The organism is Agromyces mangrovi, from assembly GCF_030296695.1.
GTDB classification, from domain to species: Bacteria; Actinomycetota; Actinomycetes; order Actinomycetales; family Microbacteriaceae; genus Agromyces; species Agromyces mangrovi.
In genome coordinates, this window is the sequence record NZ_AP027737.1 from 2,676,491 (window position 1) to 2,693,940 (window position 17,450).

A 17,450-nucleotide genomic window follows, 5' to 3' on the forward strand; every position below is an offset into this window, starting at 1 on the left:
CAGACGCGTACGCTGGGAGGGTGACTTCCGCGCCGCTGACCGAGGGCGAACTCGTCGACATCCGGGCGCAGTTCCCGATCCTCGCCACCGAGGTGCACGGGCATCCGCTCGCCTACCTCGACTCCGCCGCGACCGCGCAGAAGCCGCTGCGCGTGCTCGACGCCGAGCGCGCCTTCTACGCCGAGGCGAACTCCGCGGTGCACCGCGGCGCGCACACGCTCGCCGCCGAGGCCACCGAGCGCTACGAGGAGGCCCGCCGCACCGTCGCCGGCCACCTCGGGGCGAGCGAGCACGAGGTCGTCTTCACGGGCAACGCGACCGAGGGGCTCAACCTGCTCGCGACCGCCATCGGGCACGCGAGCACGGGTCGCGGGGCGGGCGCCGACTACCCGGCGCACGCGCTCGCCGAAGGCGACGAGATCGTCGTCACCGAGCTCGAGCACCACGCCAACCTCATCCCGTGGCAGGAGCTCGCGGCCCGCACCGGCGCGCGCCTGAAGGTCGTGCCCGTCGACGACGACGGGGTGATCGAGGCGGATGCCGCAGCCGACGTGATCACCGACCGCACCCGCATCCTCGCGGTCGCGCACGTCTCGAACGCGACCGGTCGCGTGTCGCCGCTCGACGCGCTCATCGCACCGGCCCGCGCGGTGGGCGCGCTCGTCGTGCTCGACGCCTGCCAGTCCGCGCCCCACCTCGCGCTGCGCCCGGCCGAACTCGGCGTCGACGCGGCCGTGTTCAGTGCGCACAAGGTGTACGGGCCGAACGGCATCGGCGTGCTCTGGGGTCGCCGCGAGCTGCTCGACGCGCTGCCGCCGCACCTCTACGGTGGCTCGGCCATCACGACCGTGACGCTCGAGAAGGCGCACTTCCTGCCCGCGCCCGCGCGGTTCGAACCCGGCACCCCGCGCATCGCACAGGCGATCGGCCTCGCCGAGGCGCTGCGCTTCGTCGACGAGATCGGCCTCGACCGCATCGCGGCGAGCGAGCACGCCCTCGCCGAGCGGCTGCACGACGGGCTCGCCGGCATGCCGGGCATCCGCGTGCTGGGCGGCCCCGGGGCCGACGGCCGCGTCGCGCTGGCGAGCATCGACGTCGACGGCGTGCACGCGCACGACGCCGGCCAGGTGCTCGACGACCTCGGCATCGCGGTGCGCGTCGGCCATCACTGCGCGCAGCCGCTGCACCGACGCCTCGGCCTCACCGCGAGCCTGCGCATCAGCGCGGGCGTGCACACCACCCCCGACGAGATCGACCGGGCGCTCGACGCCGTCTCGGGCATCCGCAGCTTCTTCGGCGTCGCCGGGAGCGCGGCATGAGCGGCCTCGACCAGCTGTACCAGCAGATCATCCTCGACCACTCGAAGCGACCCCACGGCGTGGGGCTCGAGGAAGGCGAGGAGACGAGCCACCAGCTCAACACCACGTGCGGCGACGAGGTCACGCTCGCGCTGCGGCGCGACGACGCCGGCCGGGTCGTCGAGGTCGGCTGGACCGGGCAGGGGTGCTCCATCTCGCAGGCGAGCGCGTCGATGCTGGCCGCGCTGCTCGAGGAGGAGCCGACCGGCATGGCAGACGACGAGCTCACGTCGCTCATCGAGGAGTTCCGCACGGTGCTGCGTTCGCGCGGCACGCTCGAACTCGACGAGGAGCGCTTCGGCGATGCGGCCGCACTGGGCGGCGCGTCGCGCTACGTCGCGCGCGTGAAGTGCGCGATGCTGCCGTGGGTCGCCGCGGAGGACCTCGTGCAGCGGCACGCGGCGCGCGGCTGATCGGAAGGGAACAGCACATGGGGGCCGAGCAACGCAACTGGGCGGGCAACCTCGCGTACGGCGCCGAGCGGGTGGCGACGCCCGGCTCGGTCGACGAACTCGCCGACGAGGTGCGCGCCGCGGCCGACGCGGGCACGGGCATCCGTGCGCTCGGCACCCGTCACTGCTTCAACCGCATCGCCGACACGGACGGCCTGCTCGTGTCGACGGCCGGCCTGCCGGCCGAGGTCGCGATCGACGCCGAACGCCGCGTGGTGCGCACCTCCGGAGGCATCCGCTACGGCGACCTCGGCAGCCAGCTGCAGCACACGGGCTGGGCGCTGCCCAACCTCGCCTCGCTGCCGCACATCTCGGTCGCGGGCGCGATCGCGACCGGCACGCACGGGTCGGGCGACCGCGTCGGCACCCTGTCGAGCGCGGTCGCCGGGCTCGAGCTCGTCACGGCCGCGGGGGAGCGCGTCCTGCTGCGTCGCGGCGACCCCGACTTCGCCGGCGCGGTGGTCGGGATCGGTGCGCTCGGCGTCGTGACGCACGTCGAGCTCGACATCGTGCCGACGTTCGACATCGCGCAGACCGTCTACCAGCGCGTGCCGCTCGACGCGGTGCTCGCCGACCTCGACGCGGTCACCGGCGCCGGCTACAGCGTCTCGATGTTCTTCACCTGGCGCGACCCGGACGCCGTCGACCAGGTGTGGCTGAAGCGGCGGGCGGATGCCTCGGGGCAGGCGCCCGACGAACTGCTCGGCGCGCGCCAGGCGACCGTCAAGGTCGACCCCCTCGGCAACCCCGACGCCGAGCACTGCACCGACCAGCTCGGCGTTCCCGGGGCGTGGCTCGACCGGCTGCCGCACTTCCGCCTGGGGTTCACGCCGTCACGCGGCGAGGAGCTGCAGGCCGAGTTCCTGGTGCCGCGCCGCAACGCGGTGGCGGCCATCGAGGTCGTGCGCACGCACGCCGCGGCCATCGCGCCGCTCCTGTTCGCGAGCGAGGTCCGCACGATGGCGGCCGACGACCTGTGGCTCTCGCCCGCGGCGGGCACCGACGCGGTCGGCATCCACTTCACGTTCCGCCAGGAGCAGCCCGCGGTCGACGCACTCGTGCACGAGCTCGGGGAGGCGCTCGCGCCGTTCGACGCGCGCCCGCACTGGGGCAAGCTCTTCGACGTCGATTCCGCCGCGCCCCGCATGGCCGAGCTCTACCCGCACTGGGGCGACTTCGCCGCGCTGCGCGAGCGCTACGACCCGAGCGGCGCGTTCCGCAACGACTTCCTCGCGCGCCTCGGCCTCTGAGCACTAGCGTCGAGGCATGCCCACCGACGTCATCGACTCCGAGGTGCTGCGCGCCGCGGTCGACGAGGCGGCGGCCGCGTGCGCCGCGTCGGGCGTCGAGGTGCGTCCGGCTGCGGCATCCGACCTCGACGAGGTCATCGGCGTGTTCACCGCGACCTGGGGAGCCGGCCGCAGCCCCGACTGGCCGCACCTGCGCGCGATGCTGGAGGCGGGTGCGACGGTGCTCGTCGCACGTGACGGCGACGGTGCGGTCGGCGCGACCTACGGGTTCGTCGGCTGGTCGGGCGGCATCCACCTGCACTCGCACATGAACGCGGTGCTGCCGCGGGGCCGCGGGCGGGGCATCGGCGTGTCGCTGAAGCTCGTGCAGCGGGCGCTGTGCCTCGAGCACGGCGTCGACGAGATGCGTTGGACGTTCGATCCGCTGATCCGCCGCAACGCCCGGATGAACCTGGTGCGGTTGGGCGCCGAGGTGGTCGAGGTGCTGCCGGACTTCTACGGCGAGCTGCGCGACGCGATCTCGGGCACCGACCACAGCGACCGGCTCGAGGTGCGCTGGCGGCTGGCCGCGCCCCGGGTGCTGCGCGCCCTCGCGCGCGAGCCGCAGCCCGACTGGCGGGGCGACACCGGGTTCGCGCTGGTCGCCGACTACGAGGCGTTGCGAGCGGATGCCCCCGAGCAGGCCGCCCACCACCGCGACGACGCTCGACGGGCCTTCGCCGCCGCCGTCGACGCGGGCCTCCGCCCCGAGCTCGACGCGGCGGGCGACTACGTGTTCACCGACGACGACCCCGACCGGGTATCGAGCCCCGGCGACACCCCGACGGAAGGGCGCTGATGCGCATCGAACAGATCGAACTGCACCGGGTCGCCATGCCGCTCGTGCGCCCCTTCGAGACGTCCTTCGGCACGCAGTCGGCGCGCGACGTGCTGCTCGTGCACGTGCGCAGCGACGTCGGCGACGGCTGGGGGAGTGCGTGGCGGGCGCCGACCCGCTCTACAGCTCGGAGTACGTGGAGGGCGCCGCGCACGTGCTGCGCACCTACCTCGTGCCGGCGCTGCTCGCGCAGGACGCGGTGACGGCCGAGTCGGTCGCCGAGACCCTCGCGTTCGTCGCCGGGCACCGCATGGCGAAGGCCGCGCTCGAGGCGGCCGTGCTCGACGCGCAGCTCCGCGGCGAGGGCATGTCGATGGGCACCTACTTCGGGGCCGAGCGCGAGTGGGTCGACTGCGGCGTCTCGGTGGGCATCGCCGGCTCGATCGACGAGCTGCTCGACGAGGTCGCCGGCTACGTCGAGGAGGGCTACCGGCGCATCAAGCTCAAGGTCAAGCCGGGGTGGGACCTGCTGCCCGTGAACGCCGTGCGGGAGGAGCTCGGCCGCGACCGCCTGCTCCAGGTCGACGCGAACAGCGCGTACCGCGCGCACGACATCCCGCTGCTCGCCGAGCTCGACGCGTTCGGGCTCGTGCTGATCGAGCAGCCGTTCCCCGAGGAGGACATCGCGACGCACGCGGCGCTCGCCGCCGAGATCGAGACGCCGGTCTGCCTCGACGAGTCGATCCTCGACGCCGACGTCGCCCTCGACGCGATCGAGCGCGGCGCGACGAGCATGATCAACATCAAGGCCGGCCGCGTCGGCGGCTACCTCGAGGCCGTGCGGGTGCACGACCTGTGCCGTGCGGTCGACGTGCCGGTCTGGTGCGGCGGCATGCTCGAGACCGGCGTCGGCCGGGCGGCGAACGTGGCGCTCGCGGGCCTGCCGGGGTTCACGCTGCCCGGCGACACGTCGGCGTCGCGCCGCTACTTCGCCGATGACCTCACCGAGCCGTTCGAGCTCGGCACGGGGAGCACCGCGGGCAGCTGCGCGTGCCCGACGGCCCTGGCACGGGCGTGACGGTGCGCGACGAGCTGCTGCGGGCGTGGGCCACGCGCGAGCCCGAGGTGCTCAGGCGGTCGTGAGCATCCCCTCGATGGTGCGCGACAGCAGCGCCGGCACGTCGATCGCATCGCGATCGTAGAGCCACTGCCATTGCAGGCCGTCCCACAGCGCGATCGTCCAGAGCGCCGCGCGCGCCGAGTCGAGGTCCGCCCGGGTGGCGCCGGCGGCCCGCGCGTCGGCGAACTCCGCAGCGAAGCCGGCGCGCGCGGCGTCGAAACGTCGGCGGAAGTAGTCGTGGGCCGGATGCGACGCGGATGACGCCTCGCTCGAGAGCACGGCGTACACCTCGACCAGGCCGGGCTCGCCGGCGTTGCGCCGGGCGCCCTCGACCGCGCCGCGCAGCTGCTCGACGCCGCTCGCATCCGGGTTGGCGCCGTACAGTTCGGCGACGCGACGGTCGCGATGCACGAGCACCGCGGCGAGCAGTTCGTCCTTGCTGGAGAAGTGGTGCAGCAGCGTCGACTTCGCCATGCCGGCGGCGTCTGCGATCTCACGCAGGCTCGCGTCGTGGAACCCGTTCGCGGCGAAGTGTGCGGTCGCGGCCTCGACGAGCGCGGCCCGGCGGGCGCGACCCGTGGCGTAGCCGCTCTCGTCGCCGACGAGGCGTGCGAGCGCCTGGGCGCCGGTCTCGTCGACGCTGCCCGGCGGAACCGGCGTGCTCGAGCCCGTTGCGCCCGTGCGTCGCCAGCCCAGGTAGGCCTCGAGTTCTCCGCCCACGTCGATGCGGGGGTCGTAGAGCGAGATGAGCTGCAGTCCGTCGGAGACGGCGGCCAGGCTCGCCGCGGCGCCGTCGTCGACGTCGAGCCCCTCCCGCGACCGGGCGCGCAGGTCGGCGTACCGATCGCGCATGCGCGCGTGGGCGGGATGCCCGATCGCGGTCGCCTCACCGGCGAGCACCGTGAACAGCTCGACGTAGCCGGGCGTGGCGGCGTTGTGGCGCGCGAGCGCCGGCAGCATCGCCTCGCCGTCGTCCATCCGGCCCGTCTCCTCGAGCCAGCGCTCGTTGTCGGACTCGAGCCGAGCGACGACCGCATCGAGGATGTCGGCGGTGGTGCGGAAGTGCCGCTGCACGCCGGGGTGGGAGAGGTCGGCGGCGCCGGCGATGTCGCGCAGCGAGACCGAACGGAACCCGCGCTCGGCGAACAGGTCGCGCGCCGCGTCGAGGATGCGGTCCCGGGTGACGGCGCTCTTCGCGTAGCGCCGTCGGGTCGGGGTGACGTCGGCTGTCACGATGCCTCCGTCCTCGCCTCGCGGTGTCGGATCGAGCCTATCGAGAAGAAAAGTTACCAGTCGGTCGGGTTTCTGGGTTACGCTCATTCCGCCGGGTCGATGGCGACTCGGGAAAGGACACACCCCCTGATGACAGAGCAGTCTGCTGCGGCACTGGGCCGCGAGCCCGAGTCCGTCCTCGCCGAGGCATCCGCCGACCCGTCCGGTCGGGCCCCCGGTCGCGAGCCGCGTTCCTACGCGCCCACCCTCGCGCTCGCCAACTTCGGCATCTACATCGCACTGCTGACGCCCGTGCTCGTCTCGATGGCGTTCAAGCTGCAGCACATCACGGCCGACGCGACCGAGGCGACGAGCGCCCTCGGGCTGGTGCTCGGCGTCGGCGCCGTCTTCGCCCTGGTCGCCAACCCGCTCGTGGGCCGGCTCTCCGATCGCACCTCGTCCCGGTTCGGCATGCGCCGGCCGTGGATCGTGGGCGGTGCGGCCACCGGGTTCCTCGCGTTCGCGCTCATCGGCGTCGCCGAGTCGGTGTGGATCGTGCTGATCGGGTGGTGCATCGCGCAGGCCGGCATGAACGCGGTGCTCGCCGCCGCGAACGCCACCCTGCCCGACCAGGTTCCGGCAGAGCGTCGCGGCAAGGTGTCCGGCCTGGTGGGCATCACGACGCCGCTCGGCATCCTCGCCGGCAGCTTCCTCGTCAACTTCCTGAACGACGATCTCGCCCGGTTCCTCGTCCCCGCCGCGATCGGCCTGGTGCTCGCCGTGCTGTTCGCCGTCACGCTCCGCGACCGCCGCCTCGCCGCACCGCCGTCGCAGCGGTTCGGCATCCGCGAGTTCCTCGGCTCGTTCGTGTTCGACCCGCGTCGCCACCCCGACTTCGGCTGGACGTGGATCACGAAGTTCCTGGTCATGTTCGGGTACGCCGGCATCGCCACGTTCCTGCCGTTCTACCTGACGGAGCGGTTCGCGCTCGGGGAGCAGGAGGCGATCGGGGTCATCCTCATCGCGAACCTCGCCTCGATGGCCATGATGGCGATCTCGAGCCCGATCGGCGGCATCCTGTCCGACAGGTTCGGCAAGCGTCGGCCGTTCGTCACGGCGGCCGGGCTCATCATGGTGGCAGGGCTCGTGCTCCTCGCATTCGCGCCGAGCGTGCCCGTGCTGATCGTCGCGCAGGCGGTCATCGGCCTCGGGGCGGGCGCGTTCTTCTCCGTCGACCTGGCCCTCGCGACGCAGGTGCTGCCCAACCCCGACGACACCGCCAAGGACCTAGGCGTGCTGAACATCGCCAACGCTCTCCCGCAGTCGATCGCCCCGGCGATCGCGCCGGCGATCATCGCGTTCGGTGCGACCACCGCGCTCGGCGGCTACACCGTCTTCTACCTGTTCGGAGCATTCGTCGCCCTCGCGGGCGCGGTGCTCGTCTACCGCATCAAGGGAGTCAAGTGACATGACCGACACCATCACCGGCCGAACCGCCGATGGAGCGACGGCGTCGCATCTCGACGCTTCGCTGCCCGTCGAGGAGCGCGTCGGGCTGCTCCTGGCGCAGATGACGCTCGAGGAGAAGGCAGGACTGTTCTTCCAGAGCATGATCGCGATGGGGGAGGGTGGCGAGCTCGCCGGCCCGAACCCGGTGTTCGGGCTGCCGTCGACCGAGGAGCTCGTGCTCGACCGCGGGATGACGCACTTCAACCTCCTCGGCGCGGCGCCCGACGGTCGCACCATGGCGGAGTGGCACAATCGCCTCCAGCAGCTCGCGGCCACGAGTCGACTCGGCATCCCGGTGACGATCTCGACCGACCCGCGGCACTCGTTCAGCGACAACCCGGGGGCCGCGATGATGGCCGGCCCGTTCTCGCAGTGGCCGGAGGCGATCGGCCTCGCGGCGATCGGCGACGAGGCGCTCGTCGAGCGGTTCGGCGACATCGCGCGCCAGGAGTACACCGCAGTCGGCATCCGCGTCGCGCTGCATCCGCAGGTCGACCTGGCGACCGAGCCGCGCTGGTCGCGGCAGGTGGCGACGTTCGGTGAGGACGCGGAGCTGTCGGCACGCCTCGGCGCCGCCTACATCCGCGGCTTCCAGGGTGCCGAGCTCGGAGCCCACTCCGTCGCGACCATGGTCAAGCACTTCCCGGGCGGTGGGCCGCAGCGGGACGGCGAGGACCCGCACTTCGCGTACGGGCGCGAGCAGGTGTACCCGGGCGGTCGGTTCGAGCATCACCTCGCGCCGTTCGAAGCCGCGTTCGATGCGGGCGTCAGCCAGGTGATGCCGTACTACGGCATGCCGATCGGCACCGAGTACGAGGAGGTCGGGTTCGGCTTCAACAAGTCGGTCGTCACGGGCCTCCTGCGCGAGCGCTACGGCTTCGACGGCGTCGTCTGCACCGACTGGGGCCTCATCACCGACGGTGAGATCATGGGCCAGCCGTTCCCGGCCCGTGCCTGGGGCGTCGAGCACCTCTCGCCGCGCGAGCGCATGCGGAAGGTGCTCGAGGCCGGCGTCGACCAGTTCGGCGGCGAGGCGTGCCCCGAGCTACTCATCGACCTCGTGCGCTCGGGCGAGGTGACCGAGGAGCGCATCGACGTCTCGGCCCGCCGCCTGCTGCGCGAGAAGTTCCGGCTGGGGCTCTTCGACGCTCCCGACGTCGACGTCGAGGCCGCATCGACGGTGGTCGGCGCGCCGGAGTTCCGCGCCGCCGGCGAGGCGGCGCAGCGCGCGTCGGTGACGGTGCTGGAGAACGGTTCGGATGCCTCGGGCGCGACGCTCCCGCTCCGTCGCGGTCTCCGCCTCTACGTCGAGGGCATCGCGCCGGACGTCGCCGCGGAGTACGGCACGGTGGTCGAGTCGCCGGCCGACGCCGACGTGGCGATCCTGCGACTCCAGGCGCCGTGGGAGCAGCGCGAGACGATGTTCGAGAACTTCTTCCACGCCGGTTCGCTCGACTTCCCGGTCGAGATCGTCGAGCACGCGCGCGCGGTGGCGGCGGCGGTGCCCACGGTCGTCGACGTGTTCCTGGACCGCCCGGCGATCCTCACCCCGTTCGCCGGGGACGTGGCGGCGCTGGTGGCGAACTACGGCGCGAGCGGCCGTGCACTGCTCGACGTCCTCGTCGGCGACGCTCGCCCGCAGGGCTCGTTGCCGTTCGACCTGCCGCGTTCGATGGCGGCCGTGGAGGTGAGCCGCCCCGACGTGCCGTTCGACACCGCCGACCCGCTCTACCGGTTCGGCCACGGACTGCGGTACGCCGAGTGATCGGATGCTCCGCCCGGTCGTGCGGCCGGGCGGAGCCGCCACTCCCGTAGAATCCTGCATTCTGTGCACATTCTCGGGTTCGCTCGCCCCGACCCGCGCTTGACTGGACGCATGGCCTCGAAGACCTCCGTCCCCCGCACCATCGCCCGCGTGCTGCTCGGCGGCACGCTCGTGTTCGCCGGCGCGACGCACCTCACGGTCGCGCGTGAGGAGTTCCGCGCCCAGGTGCCGCCGTGGGCGCCGATGGACGCCGATGGCGTCGTGGTCGCCTCGGGCGTGGCCGAGATCGGGCTCGGTGCTGCGCTCGTCGCGCTGCCGAAGGAGCGGCGCCGCATCGGCTGGGTCGCAGCAGCGTTCTTCACCGCGATCTTCCCCGGCAACATCGCGCAGTACACCGAGCGGCGCGACGGGTTCGGCCTCGATACCGACCGCAAGCGGTTCGTGCGGCTGTTCTTCCAGCCGCTGCTCGTCGCCTGGGCCCTCTGGTCGACGGGCGCGCTGAAGCGCGGCTGACGCGAGCGGTCGTCCGCGACGCGGTCAGCGGGTGCGCTCGCCGGAGAGCAGCGGCTGGCGCGCCTCCTCGTACCCGAGGTGGTTCGGCTCGACGTCGCGCCCCGCGCGCAGCAGGTCGTCGGGGCACCAGCCGGTGATCGCGCCGACCGCGAGCAGGGTCGCGCAGATCGCCGCGGGAATCGCGCACCACGGGCTGTCCCAGACGCTGATCGCGACGGCGCCGACGAACACGGCGCCGAGTGCGCGCACGACACGGTCGACCGGGCGGGCACCGCAGCTCGTCGAGCGCAGCGCGCGCACCAGGCGGCTCACGCCGACGCTTCGCGTGCGGCCCGCTGGGCCTCGACCTCGGCGCGCACCTGGTCCATGTCGAGGGCGCGCACGCCGGCGATGACCTGGTCGAGCTGCGGGGCGCCGAGCGCGCCCGGCTGGGCGAAGACGATGATGCCGTCGCGGAACGCCATGAGCGTCGGGATCGACGTGATGCGGAAGCCGGCCGCCAGTGCCTGCTCGGCCTCGGTGTCGATCTTGCCGAAGACGATGTCGGGGTGCTGTTCCGCGGCGCGCTCGAACACGGGCGCGAAGGCGCGGCACGGGCCGCACCAGGCGGCCCAGAAGTCGAGCAGCACGATCTCGTTGTCGCGGATGGTCGAGGTGAGGTCGGCCGCGGTGATGGTCGTGGTGGGCATGGCGGCTATCCTAGCAGATACCCCTGGGGTATGTTCACGCGAACAGCTCCCGGTCGAGCACGCCCGCCGCGAGCTCGCCGATCGCCGCGACCGACCGCGAGTGCACGAGGTCGTCGTCGATCGCGTACCACGTCGACGACAGGGCGCACCACGCCACGAGCCAGCGCAGCATGCGGCGCGGCGCGAGCCCCGAGGCATCCGTCACCACCTTCAGCGTCGCCTCGAGCCGCCCGCGCGCGAGCGGGATGAGGTGACCCGGATTGCAGAACAGGTTGCAGTAGTCGAACGCGCGGTCGCCGAGCAGCCCCTTGGGGTCGATCGCGAGCCACCCCGACGCACCGAAGTCGAGCACGTTGCCGTGGTGCAGGTCGCCGTGCAGCGCGACGACCTCGACCTGCTCGTCGAGCAGCTCGGCGGCGATGTCGGCGCCACGACGATGGAACGCCCCGAGCACGTCGGACTGCGGCGACAGGTCGCGGAACCACTTCGCGAGCGGCACCAGGTGCTCGCCGGCGACGGGGCGCACGGCATCGGATGCCGCGTGCAGCCGCGCCGCGGTCTCGCACAGCACGCGCGTGGCCGCCTCGTCGCGCCCGGCCTCGACCATCGTCACCAGGTTGCGCCCGCCCGTCGCGCGCACCACGAGCAGCGCGTCGTCCTCCACCCGCAGCACGGGCGCCGCGCCCGCCCCGCCCCACGCCGCGAGCACCGTGCCGCCGCGCCGCTCCTCGTCGCTGCGGCTCACCTTGAGCATCGCCACGACGCCCTCCTCGGTGCGCACGGGCAGCAACCGGCTCGTGCGGGTCTCGAACGGCAGGCCGTCGGCCGCGAGTCGCCAGCGGTCGAGCCACGACTCCAGCACCACGTCGGCGGCGCGCATCGGCGGGCCGACGCGGCCGCGCAGGGTCGTGGCGCCGACCACGGCAGGTCGCTCTGGGGACGCGGAAACCGCCATGCGCCCAGTATCCCGCCGGTTCCGTAGGATCGGGCCGTGACCGCGCCAGGAACCCCGCAGACCGAACGACCCGTGATCCGCCCGTACCGCCCGGCGGACGAGGACGCCGTCTCGGAGGTCTGCGTGCGCACCGCGCTCGCGGGCGACGACGCGCGCGGCGCGTACTCCGACGACGACCTCATGCCCGACGTCTACGCACGCCCCTACCTCGCGTACGCACCCGACCTGGCGTTCGTCGCCGACCTCGAGGGCCGGGTCGTCGGGTACGTGCTCGGCGTCGCCGACACGGCTTCGTTCGTCGACTGGTGGCGGGGCGAGTGGCTGCCCGCCTTCGACGCGCGGCACCCCGAGGCGCGGACGCCCACCGCCGCCGAGCCCGCCTACACCGAGGCGCAGCTCATCGCCGACGGGCGTCGCCCCGAGCGCATGCGCATCGCCGAGCTCGACGCCTACCCGGCCCACCTGCACATCGACCTGCTGCCCGAGGCGCAGGGCCACGGGCTGGGGCGCCGGCTCATCGCCACCCTGCGCGAGGCGCTCACCGCGCGTGGGGTGCCAGGCGTGCACCTGTCGATGGACGCGGCGAACGTCGGTGCGCGGGCGTTCTACGACCGCCTCGGCTTCGTCGAGCTGCCGTCGAGCACGCCGGACGCGCCGCTGCTCGGCATCGCGACCGGGTAGGCAGCCTGGCCGGTTGGGGGCGAACCCGCGCCCGCTCAGTGGCGGCGCGGCCGCTTCTCGAACCAGTACAGCAGCTCGGGGTTCGCCGCCCGCAGGTCGTCGATCGCGACCGGCTCGTCGTGCCGGTGCTCGGGCACCTCGAGCGTCGGTGCGACGCGGTCCATCGCCGCTGCATCCCAGAAGTCGCCCCGCATGCGCACGAGCGCGCGGCCGTCGCGGTCGACGACGAACAGCTGCGGGGTCGTGTCGGGCGTCGCCCCCGCGTAGAGGTCGAGGCGCACGACGTGGTCGATGTCGCGCCGCTGCGCGTGTCGCAGCACCCCGAAGAACCCGCGCTCGGTGATGCCGGTCGAATCGACCCAGATCGCCACGCGGCGGAACATGATCCACACCGCGGCGAGCAGCGCTGCCACGAGCACGGCGCCCACGACCACGGGCACCCAGTCGCCCTCGGGGAGGGCCGTCCAGAGCAGCACGCCGACGACCGGGATGCCGATGCCGGCGATGGGCGTCGTGATGCCGCGGATCACTGCGGATCGCGGCCGGAGGGTCTGCACGCGCACCGGGCGGTGGACCGCCGGCAACTCCGTGTCGAGTGCGCTCGCGGCACCCGCTCGTACCGCCCGCGCGCCCCCGACATCCATGGGTTCGATCCTGCCCCGCGGGCGTGCCGTGCCGCTATCCGCATTAATGGGGACAGGAGCATGCGCGCACGGCGCGCCGGCGTCGTCGGGGCGTCGTCGGGGCCCCGGCCGCCGGGGATCAGACGAGCCGGACGGCCGCCCAGCTCACCGCGGGCAGCGGCAGCACGAGCGTCGAGCCGTCGACGACGGCGCCGTCGATCGGGCGCACGCCGACGCGCTCCGGGTCCTCGAGCGTGTTCGCGGCGTACCGGTCGTCCTCGTGCAGCAGGTGGGTCTCCGCGAGGGCGAGGTCGCGGCCGAACCGGGCGGCGAGCGGGCCGAGGTCGACGCGCAGCTCGGAGGCATCCGTCGTCGAGCGGTTCACGACGAACAGCGAGACGCCCTCGTCGTCGAGGGTCGCCACCGCGTTCACGTTCGCGACCTCGCCGAGCTTCGCGCTCGTGAACGTGCCCGCGTCGACGGGCACGCGCAGCGCGGTGCCGCTCGCGAGGCGCGAGGTGATCGAGAACGGGAAGAACGTGGTCTGCCGCCAGGCCGGGCCGCCGGGCTCGGTCATGATCGGCGCGATCACGTTGACGAGCTGCGCGAGCGATGCCGAGCGCACGCGGTCGGCGTGCTGCAGCAGCGTGATGAGCAGGTCGCCGAAGACGACGGCGTCGAGCGCGTGGTACCGGTCCTCGAGCAGACGCGGGGCGACCGGCCAGCCGCGCTCCTCCGGCTTGTCGTTCTGCCCGCCTTCCTCGTTGTGCAGGTACCAGACGTTCCACTCGTCGAACGAGATCATGATGCGCTTCTCGCTCTGCTTCGACGCGGCGACCGAGTCGGCGATCGCGACGACCGACTCGATGAACTTCGCCATGTCGACGCCCGACGCGAGGAACTCCTGCGCGTCGCCGCCCAGCTCCTGGTAGTACGAGTGGCACGAGATGAAGTCGACGTCGTCGAAGCTGTGCTCGAGCACCGTGCGCTCCCACGACCCGAACGTGGGCATGCTGCGCCCCGACGACCCGCACACGACGAGCTCGATGCCCGGGTCGAGCATGCGCATGGCCTTCGCGGTCTGCGAGGCGAGCTTGCCGTAATCATCGGCGTTCTTGTGGCCGATCTGCCAGGGCCCGTCCATCTCGTTGCCGAGGCACCACATCGTGACGGCGAAGGGCTCCGGATGCCCGTTGGCCGCGCGCTGGTCCGTCCACGCGGTCGTCGCATCGGAATTGGCGTACTCGAGCACGTCGAGCGCCTCCTGCGTGCCGCGCGTGCCGAGGTTGACCGCGAGCATCAGGTCGCTGCCGACCCGGTCGAGCCACTGCTGGAACTCGTGCAGGCCCACCTCGTTCGTCTCCGTCGAGTGCCAGGCGAGGTCGAGCCGGCGCGGCCGCTGGTCGACCGGGCCGATGCCGTCCTCCCAGCGGTAGCCCGAGACGAAATTGCCGCCCGGGTAGCGGATCGTCGAGACGCCGAGCTCCTTGACCAACTCGACGACGTCGGTGCGGAACCCGTCGGCATCGGCGGCGGGGTGCCCCGGCTCGAAGATGCCGTCGTAGATGTGGCGACCCAGGTGCTCGACGAAGCCGCCGAAGATGCGGCGGTCGATGTCGGCGACGACGTGGTAGGGGTCGAGGCGGGCGGTGGCGTCGGTCATCTGCGTTCCTTCGGTGAACCTGGGTGGTCGCGGGTCAGGCGGTGGGTGCGTGGGCGAGCACGGGGGCAGCGGATGCCTCGGGGCCGGCTCCGGCCGCGGGCATCCGTGCGAACAGCACCTCCTGTGCGCCGAGCGTACGCGAGCCGATCGTCGCGCCCGACTCCCAGTCGTCGCCGTCGAGCGTGACCTCGGCTGGCTCGTGGCCGTGGTTGATCACGGTCACGAGATCGCCGCGGCGGGCGACCTCGACGCCTGCGGGCAGGCCCGTGAGCACGGGCTCGACGCCGGACGCCGCGACGACGAGGCCCGCGACCGCGTCGATGCCGGCCGCGTCGGGCACGGTCGCGACGTACCAGGCCTCGCCGGCCGCGTGCCGGTTGCGCGTGAGCGCGGGCCGACCGTCGCCGAACGTCGCGGCCACGTCTGCGGTGGTCGGGTGCACGGTCTCGGCGACGAGCGTGGCGGCTGCTTCGACGCCGGAGATGCGGAGGGGAGCGTCTCGCGCGCGGCATCCGCCTGCCGCCTGCCCTGCGCACCGACGCCGCTGCCGCCGGTCGACGCGCCGCCGAGCGCGCCGAAGTCCTCGAACCGCACGCCGAGCGCCTCGCCCAGTTGCGTGACGAACCCGCCGTCGCGGAACTGGTCGTGCTCGTCGACCACGTCGCTGAACGGGCCCGCGAGCAGCGTGCCGCCGCCCTCGACGAACCGCAGCAGCGCGTCGGCGCCCGCGTCGCGCAGCAGGTACAGCGCTGGTGCGACGACGAGGTCGTACCCGTCGTCGACCTGCTCGGGCGGCACGATGTCGACCATGATGCCGCGGGAGTGGAAGGCGCCGTACCACTCGCGGCACACGGCGAGGTAGTCGACCTCGGTCGGGTGGTCGCGCTCCTCGACGGCCCACCAGTTCTCCCAGTCGAACGCGAGCGCGACCCTGGCGTCACGGCCCGGCGGAGGCAGCTCGGGCAGCGCCGCGAGGCGGGCCCCGAGCTCGGTCACCGCCTGCCACGTCGCCGTGTCGGTGCCGGCGTGGGGGAGCATCGCCGAGTGGAACTTCTCGCTGCCGGCGCGCGACTGCCGCCACTGGAAGAACATGATGCCGTCGGCGCCGCGCGACACCGACTGGGCGGTCTCGGCCATCAGCTGCCCGGGAGCCTTGCCCGGGTTCGAGGGGCGCCAGTTGACCGCATCCGTCGCCTGCTCCCAGAGCAGCCACGGCACGCCCGGCTTCAGCGAGCGGATGAGGTCGCGCTGGAACGCCGAGTCGCGCACGCGCGTCGGGCTCGACGGGTCGGGGTAGCAGTCGTCGGCGATCACGTCCATGTGCGGCGCCCAGGCGGCGTAGTCGGCCGGCTTGAACGGGCCCATGAAGTTGGTCGTGATCGGCTGGGTCGCGCCCGCGGCGAGCAGGATCTCGCGCTCCATCAGGTAGCACTCGAGCAGCATGTCGGAGGTGAAGCGGCGCCAGTCGAGCATCGACGACGGGTTGTGGCTGTAGGGCGCGAGCCGCGGCGGGAAGACCTCGTCGAAGTCGCCGTAGCGCTGCGACCAGAAGCTCGTGCCCCAGGCGTCGTTCAGCGCGTCGACGGTCTCGTACCGGTTGCGCAGCCAGTCGCGGTACGCGTCGCGGGCTGAGTCGGAGAAGTCCATCGGGAGGTGGCAGCCGAACTCGTTCCCGACGTGCCACATGACCACGGCGGGGTGGTCGACGTAGCGCCCGGCGATGCGGCGCACGAGCTCACCGGCGAGGCGCCGGTACGTCGGCGACGACGGGGCGAAGTGCTGGCGGCTGCCCGGCCAGTAGGTCGCACCGCTCTCGTCGGCGGGCAGGGTCTCGGGGTAGCGCGCGCTCACCCACGGCGGCGGCGAGGCGGTGGCCGTGGCGAGATTGACGCGGATGCCCCCGCGTGCAGCTTCTCGATCACGGTGTCGAGCCACGCGAAGTCCCAGACGCCCTCGGCCGGCTGGATGCGTGACCAGGCGAAGATGCCGAGGCTCACGATGTTGACGCCCGCCTCCTGCATGAGGCGCACGTCGTCGTCCCAGACCTCCTCCGGCCACTGGTCGGGGTTGTAGTCGGCGCCGTACAGCACGTCGAGGCTCCTTCGCGGGGTGCGGTGGGTGGTGGTTGGGGCGGATGCGGCTCAGCCGACGCGGTGCCGAGGGCGCTCGGGGATCGCGACGACCGCCAGCGCGGCGCAGCCCAGCGCGGGGATGACGAGCGGCACGAGCGCCCACGTCGCGACGCCGACGAACACGCCGGTCGCGGCCAGGTAGAGCGCGCCGGGCACGTCGTCGGCGAGGCTGCGGGGAGGGCGCGGAGCGCGGCGCGCCATCCGGCCTGCGGCGACCACAGTCCCGCGGTGGCGAGCAGCACGACCGAGAGCGCGAGCAGGCCGACCCAGCCGACCACGGCCATCAGTGCGCCGCCCGGCAGCAGGCCAGAGCTCGCGATGACGATGTCGAGCGCGAGCACGGCAGCGAGCAGTGCGGCCCCGGCGCCGATCGCGAGTCCGCCCGGCAGTGCCATGCGCACGTCGCGGAAGAACAGCCCCAGCGACGAGCCCTCGGCGCCGATGTAGCGGCGCAGGTGGCGGGTGCCGGCCGCGAGCGCGGCGGGCAGGGTCACCACGAGGATGCCCACCAGGGTGACGAGCACCCCCACGAGCAGCACCTCGCCGAGCAGCGCGAACTTCGCGGTCGCGCCGGGGAACCGGGCGACCGTGTGGACGTCGCGCGTCGGCCCGCTGCCGTCGCGCTCACCGCGACGGGCTGCGGCCTCGGCGCGGCGCGCCGCGCGTTCCTCGTTGCGGTCCATCGTCTGCTCCATCGTCAGCCTGCCATGC

At 73.1% G+C, this 17,450-nt stretch carries 17 protein-coding genes and 2 pseudogenes; 9 read left to right on the plus strand and 10 right to left on the minus strand.

Annotated elements, in window-relative coordinates; genetic code table 11:
* Positions 1-20 precede the first annotated feature (20 nt).
* The 5 genes from QUE38_RS12700 (at position 21) to menC (ending at position 4,955) form a co-directional block, all read left to right on the plus strand.
* Entirely contained in the window at positions 21-1,319 is a 1,299-nt protein-coding gene (locus tag QUE38_RS12700) for an aminotransferase class V-fold PLP-dependent enzyme (protein WP_286308633.1), read from the plus strand.
* Positions 1,316-1,771, plus strand: coding sequence for a Fe-S cluster assembly sulfur transfer protein SufU (gene sufU, locus QUE38_RS12705; protein ID WP_286308634.1), 456 nt, complete (start codon positions 1,316-1,318; stop codon positions 1,769-1,771). Before QUE38_RS12700 ends, sufU begins: the two co-directional genes overlap by 4 nt.
* A 17-nt stretch (positions 1,772-1,788) precedes the next feature.
* Positions 1,789-3,060 (plus strand): FAD-binding protein, encoded by a 1,272-nt coding sequence (locus QUE38_RS12710; RefSeq protein WP_286308635.1) that lies wholly within the window; start codon positions 1,789-1,791, stop codon positions 3,058-3,060.
* Between the two features lie 16 nt (positions 3,061-3,076).
* Positions 3,077-3,898: a GNAT family N-acetyltransferase gene (locus QUE38_RS12715; protein ID WP_286308637.1), complete on the plus strand. Its 822-nt coding sequence runs from the start codon at positions 3,077-3,079 to the stop codon at positions 3,896-3,898.
* A gap of 139 nt (positions 3,899-4,037) precedes the next feature.
* A complete protein-coding gene (menC, locus tag QUE38_RS12720; RefSeq protein ID WP_433996908.1) occupies positions 4,038-4,955 on the plus strand; it encodes an o-succinylbenzoate synthase in 918 nt (305 codons plus the stop codon).
* A gap of 51 nt (positions 4,956-5,006) precedes the next feature.
* Here menC and QUE38_RS12725 read toward each other — a convergent pair whose 3' ends face one another.
* On the minus strand, positions 5,007-6,230 hold the full coding sequence (locus QUE38_RS12725; RefSeq protein WP_286308639.1) for a TetR/AcrR family transcriptional regulator: 1,224 nt from the start codon (positions 6,228-6,230) through the stop codon (positions 5,007-5,009).
* Between the two features lie 129 nt (positions 6,231-6,359).
* Here QUE38_RS12725 and QUE38_RS12730 point away from each other — a divergent pair, with 129 nt between their 5' ends.
* The 3 genes from QUE38_RS12730 (at position 6,360) to QUE38_RS12740 (ending at position 9,996) form a co-directional block, all read left to right on the plus strand.
* Positions 6,360-7,676 (plus strand): MFS transporter, encoded by a 1,317-nt coding sequence (locus tag QUE38_RS12730; RefSeq protein ID WP_286308642.1) that lies wholly within the window; start codon positions 6,360-6,362, stop codon positions 7,674-7,676.
* Between the two features lies 1 nt (position 7,677).
* Entirely contained in the window at positions 7,678-9,483 is a 1,806-nt protein-coding gene (locus QUE38_RS12735; protein ID WP_286308646.1) for a glycoside hydrolase family 3 protein, read from the plus strand.
* 111 nt (positions 9,484-9,594) lie between these two features.
* Positions 9,595-9,996: a DoxX family protein gene (locus QUE38_RS12740; protein ID WP_286308648.1), complete on the plus strand. Its 402-nt coding sequence runs from the start codon at positions 9,595-9,597 to the stop codon at positions 9,994-9,996.
* Positions 9,997-10,020: 24 nt separating this feature from the next.
* Here the strand turns inward: QUE38_RS12740 and QUE38_RS12745 are convergent, their stop codons facing one another.
* The 3 genes from QUE38_RS12745 to QUE38_RS12755 are packed head-to-tail and all read right to left on the minus strand — an operon-like array spanning position 10,021 to position 11,640.
* Positions 10,021-10,308, minus strand: a complete 288-nt coding sequence (locus tag QUE38_RS12745; protein ID WP_286308649.1) for a YgaP family membrane protein — start codon at positions 10,306-10,308, stop codon at positions 10,021-10,023.
* Positions 10,305-10,685, minus strand: coding sequence for a thioredoxin family protein (locus tag QUE38_RS12750; RefSeq protein ID WP_286308651.1), 381 nt, complete (start codon positions 10,683-10,685; stop codon positions 10,305-10,307). The genes QUE38_RS12745 and QUE38_RS12750 overlap by 4 nt, the downstream gene beginning before the upstream one ends.
* Before the next feature lie 34 nt (positions 10,686-10,719).
* Positions 10,720-11,640 (minus strand): aminoglycoside phosphotransferase family protein, encoded by a 921-nt coding sequence (locus tag QUE38_RS12755; protein WP_286308654.1) that lies wholly within the window; start codon positions 11,638-11,640, stop codon positions 10,720-10,722.
* Between the two features lie 36 nt (positions 11,641-11,676).
* Here QUE38_RS12755 and QUE38_RS12760 point away from each other — a divergent pair, with 36 nt between their 5' ends.
* Positions 11,677-12,321 carry a GNAT family N-acetyltransferase gene (locus QUE38_RS12760; protein ID WP_286308656.1) on the plus strand — a complete coding sequence of 215 codons (645 nt, stop codon included), beginning with the start codon at positions 11,677-11,679 and terminating at the stop codon, positions 12,319-12,321.
* 35 nt (positions 12,322-12,356) lie between these two features.
* Here the strand turns inward: QUE38_RS12760 and QUE38_RS12765 are convergent, their stop codons facing one another.
* From QUE38_RS12765 to QUE38_RS12795, 6 genes and pseudogenes are all read right to left on the minus strand, one after another.
* Positions 12,357-12,965 carry a hypothetical protein gene (locus QUE38_RS12765; RefSeq protein WP_286308658.1) on the minus strand — a complete coding sequence of 203 codons (609 nt, stop codon included), beginning with the start codon at positions 12,963-12,965 and terminating at the stop codon, positions 12,357-12,359.
* A gap of 118 nt (positions 12,966-13,083) precedes the next feature.
* Positions 13,084-14,607, minus strand: a complete 1,524-nt coding sequence (gene arfA, locus QUE38_RS12770; RefSeq protein WP_286308660.1) for an arabinosylfuranosidase ArfA — start codon at positions 14,605-14,607, stop codon at positions 13,084-13,086.
* A gap of 34 nt (positions 14,608-14,641) precedes the next feature.
* Complete coding sequence (locus tag QUE38_RS12775) at positions 14,642-14,830, minus strand: hypothetical protein (RefSeq protein ID WP_286311895.1); 189 nt, start codon at positions 14,828-14,830, stop codon at positions 14,642-14,644.
* Positions 14,831-14,959: 129 nt separating this feature from the next.
* Positions 14,960-15,049 (minus strand): annotated as a pseudogene (locus tag QUE38_RS12780) (hypothetical protein); the annotation flags it as partial.
* A gap of 176 nt (positions 15,050-15,225) precedes the next feature.
* Positions 15,226-16,628 (minus strand): annotated as a pseudogene (locus tag QUE38_RS12785) (beta-galactosidase); the annotation flags it as partial.
* Positions 16,601-17,434: a hypothetical protein gene (locus QUE38_RS12795; protein WP_286308662.1), complete on the minus strand. Its 834-nt coding sequence runs from the start codon at positions 17,432-17,434 to the stop codon at positions 16,601-16,603. The pseudogene QUE38_RS12785 and the gene QUE38_RS12795, both read right to left, overlap by 28 nt.
* Positions 17,435-17,450 lie beyond the last annotated feature (16 nt).

Bases quoted from the DNA above. Each gene is read 5' to 3' on its own strand.
- QUE38_RS12730 (WP_286308642.1), top strand. From the start codon at position 6,360: ATGACAGAGCAGTCTGCTGCGGCACTGGGCCGCGAGCCCGAGTCCGTC.
- QUE38_RS12750 (WP_286308651.1), bottom strand. From the start codon at position 10,685: ATGCCCACCACGACCATCACCGCGGCCGACCTCACCTCGACCATCCGC.
- arfA (WP_286308660.1), bottom strand. From the start codon at position 14,607: ATGACCGACGCCACCGCCCGCCTCGACCCCTACCACGTCGTCGCCGAC.
- QUE38_RS12715 (WP_286308637.1), top strand. From the start codon at position 3,077: ATGCCCACCGACGTCATCGACTCCGAGGTGCTGCGCGCCGCGGTCGAC.
- QUE38_RS12765 (WP_286308658.1), bottom strand. From the start codon at position 12,965: ATGGATGTCGGGGGCGCGCGGGCGGTACGAGCGGGTGCCGCGAGCGCA.
- QUE38_RS12740 (WP_286308648.1), top strand. From the start codon at position 9,595: ATGGCCTCGAAGACCTCCGTCCCCCGCACCATCGCCCGCGTGCTGCTC.
- QUE38_RS12735 (WP_286308646.1), top strand. From the start codon at position 7,678: ATGACCGACACCATCACCGGCCGAACCGCCGATGGAGCGACGGCGTCG.
- QUE38_RS12710 (WP_286308635.1), top strand. From the start codon at position 1,789: ATGGGGGCCGAGCAACGCAACTGGGCGGGCAACCTCGCGTACGGCGCC.
- QUE38_RS12755 (WP_286308654.1), bottom strand. From the start codon at position 11,640: ATGGCGGTTTCCGCGTCCCCAGAGCGACCTGCCGTGGTCGGCGCCACG.
- QUE38_RS12795 (WP_286308662.1), bottom strand. From the start codon at position 17,434: ATGGAGCAGACGATGGACCGCAACGAGGAACGCGCGGCGCGCCGCGCC.
- sufU (WP_286308634.1), top strand. From the start codon at position 1,316: ATGAGCGGCCTCGACCAGCTGTACCAGCAGATCATCCTCGACCACTCG.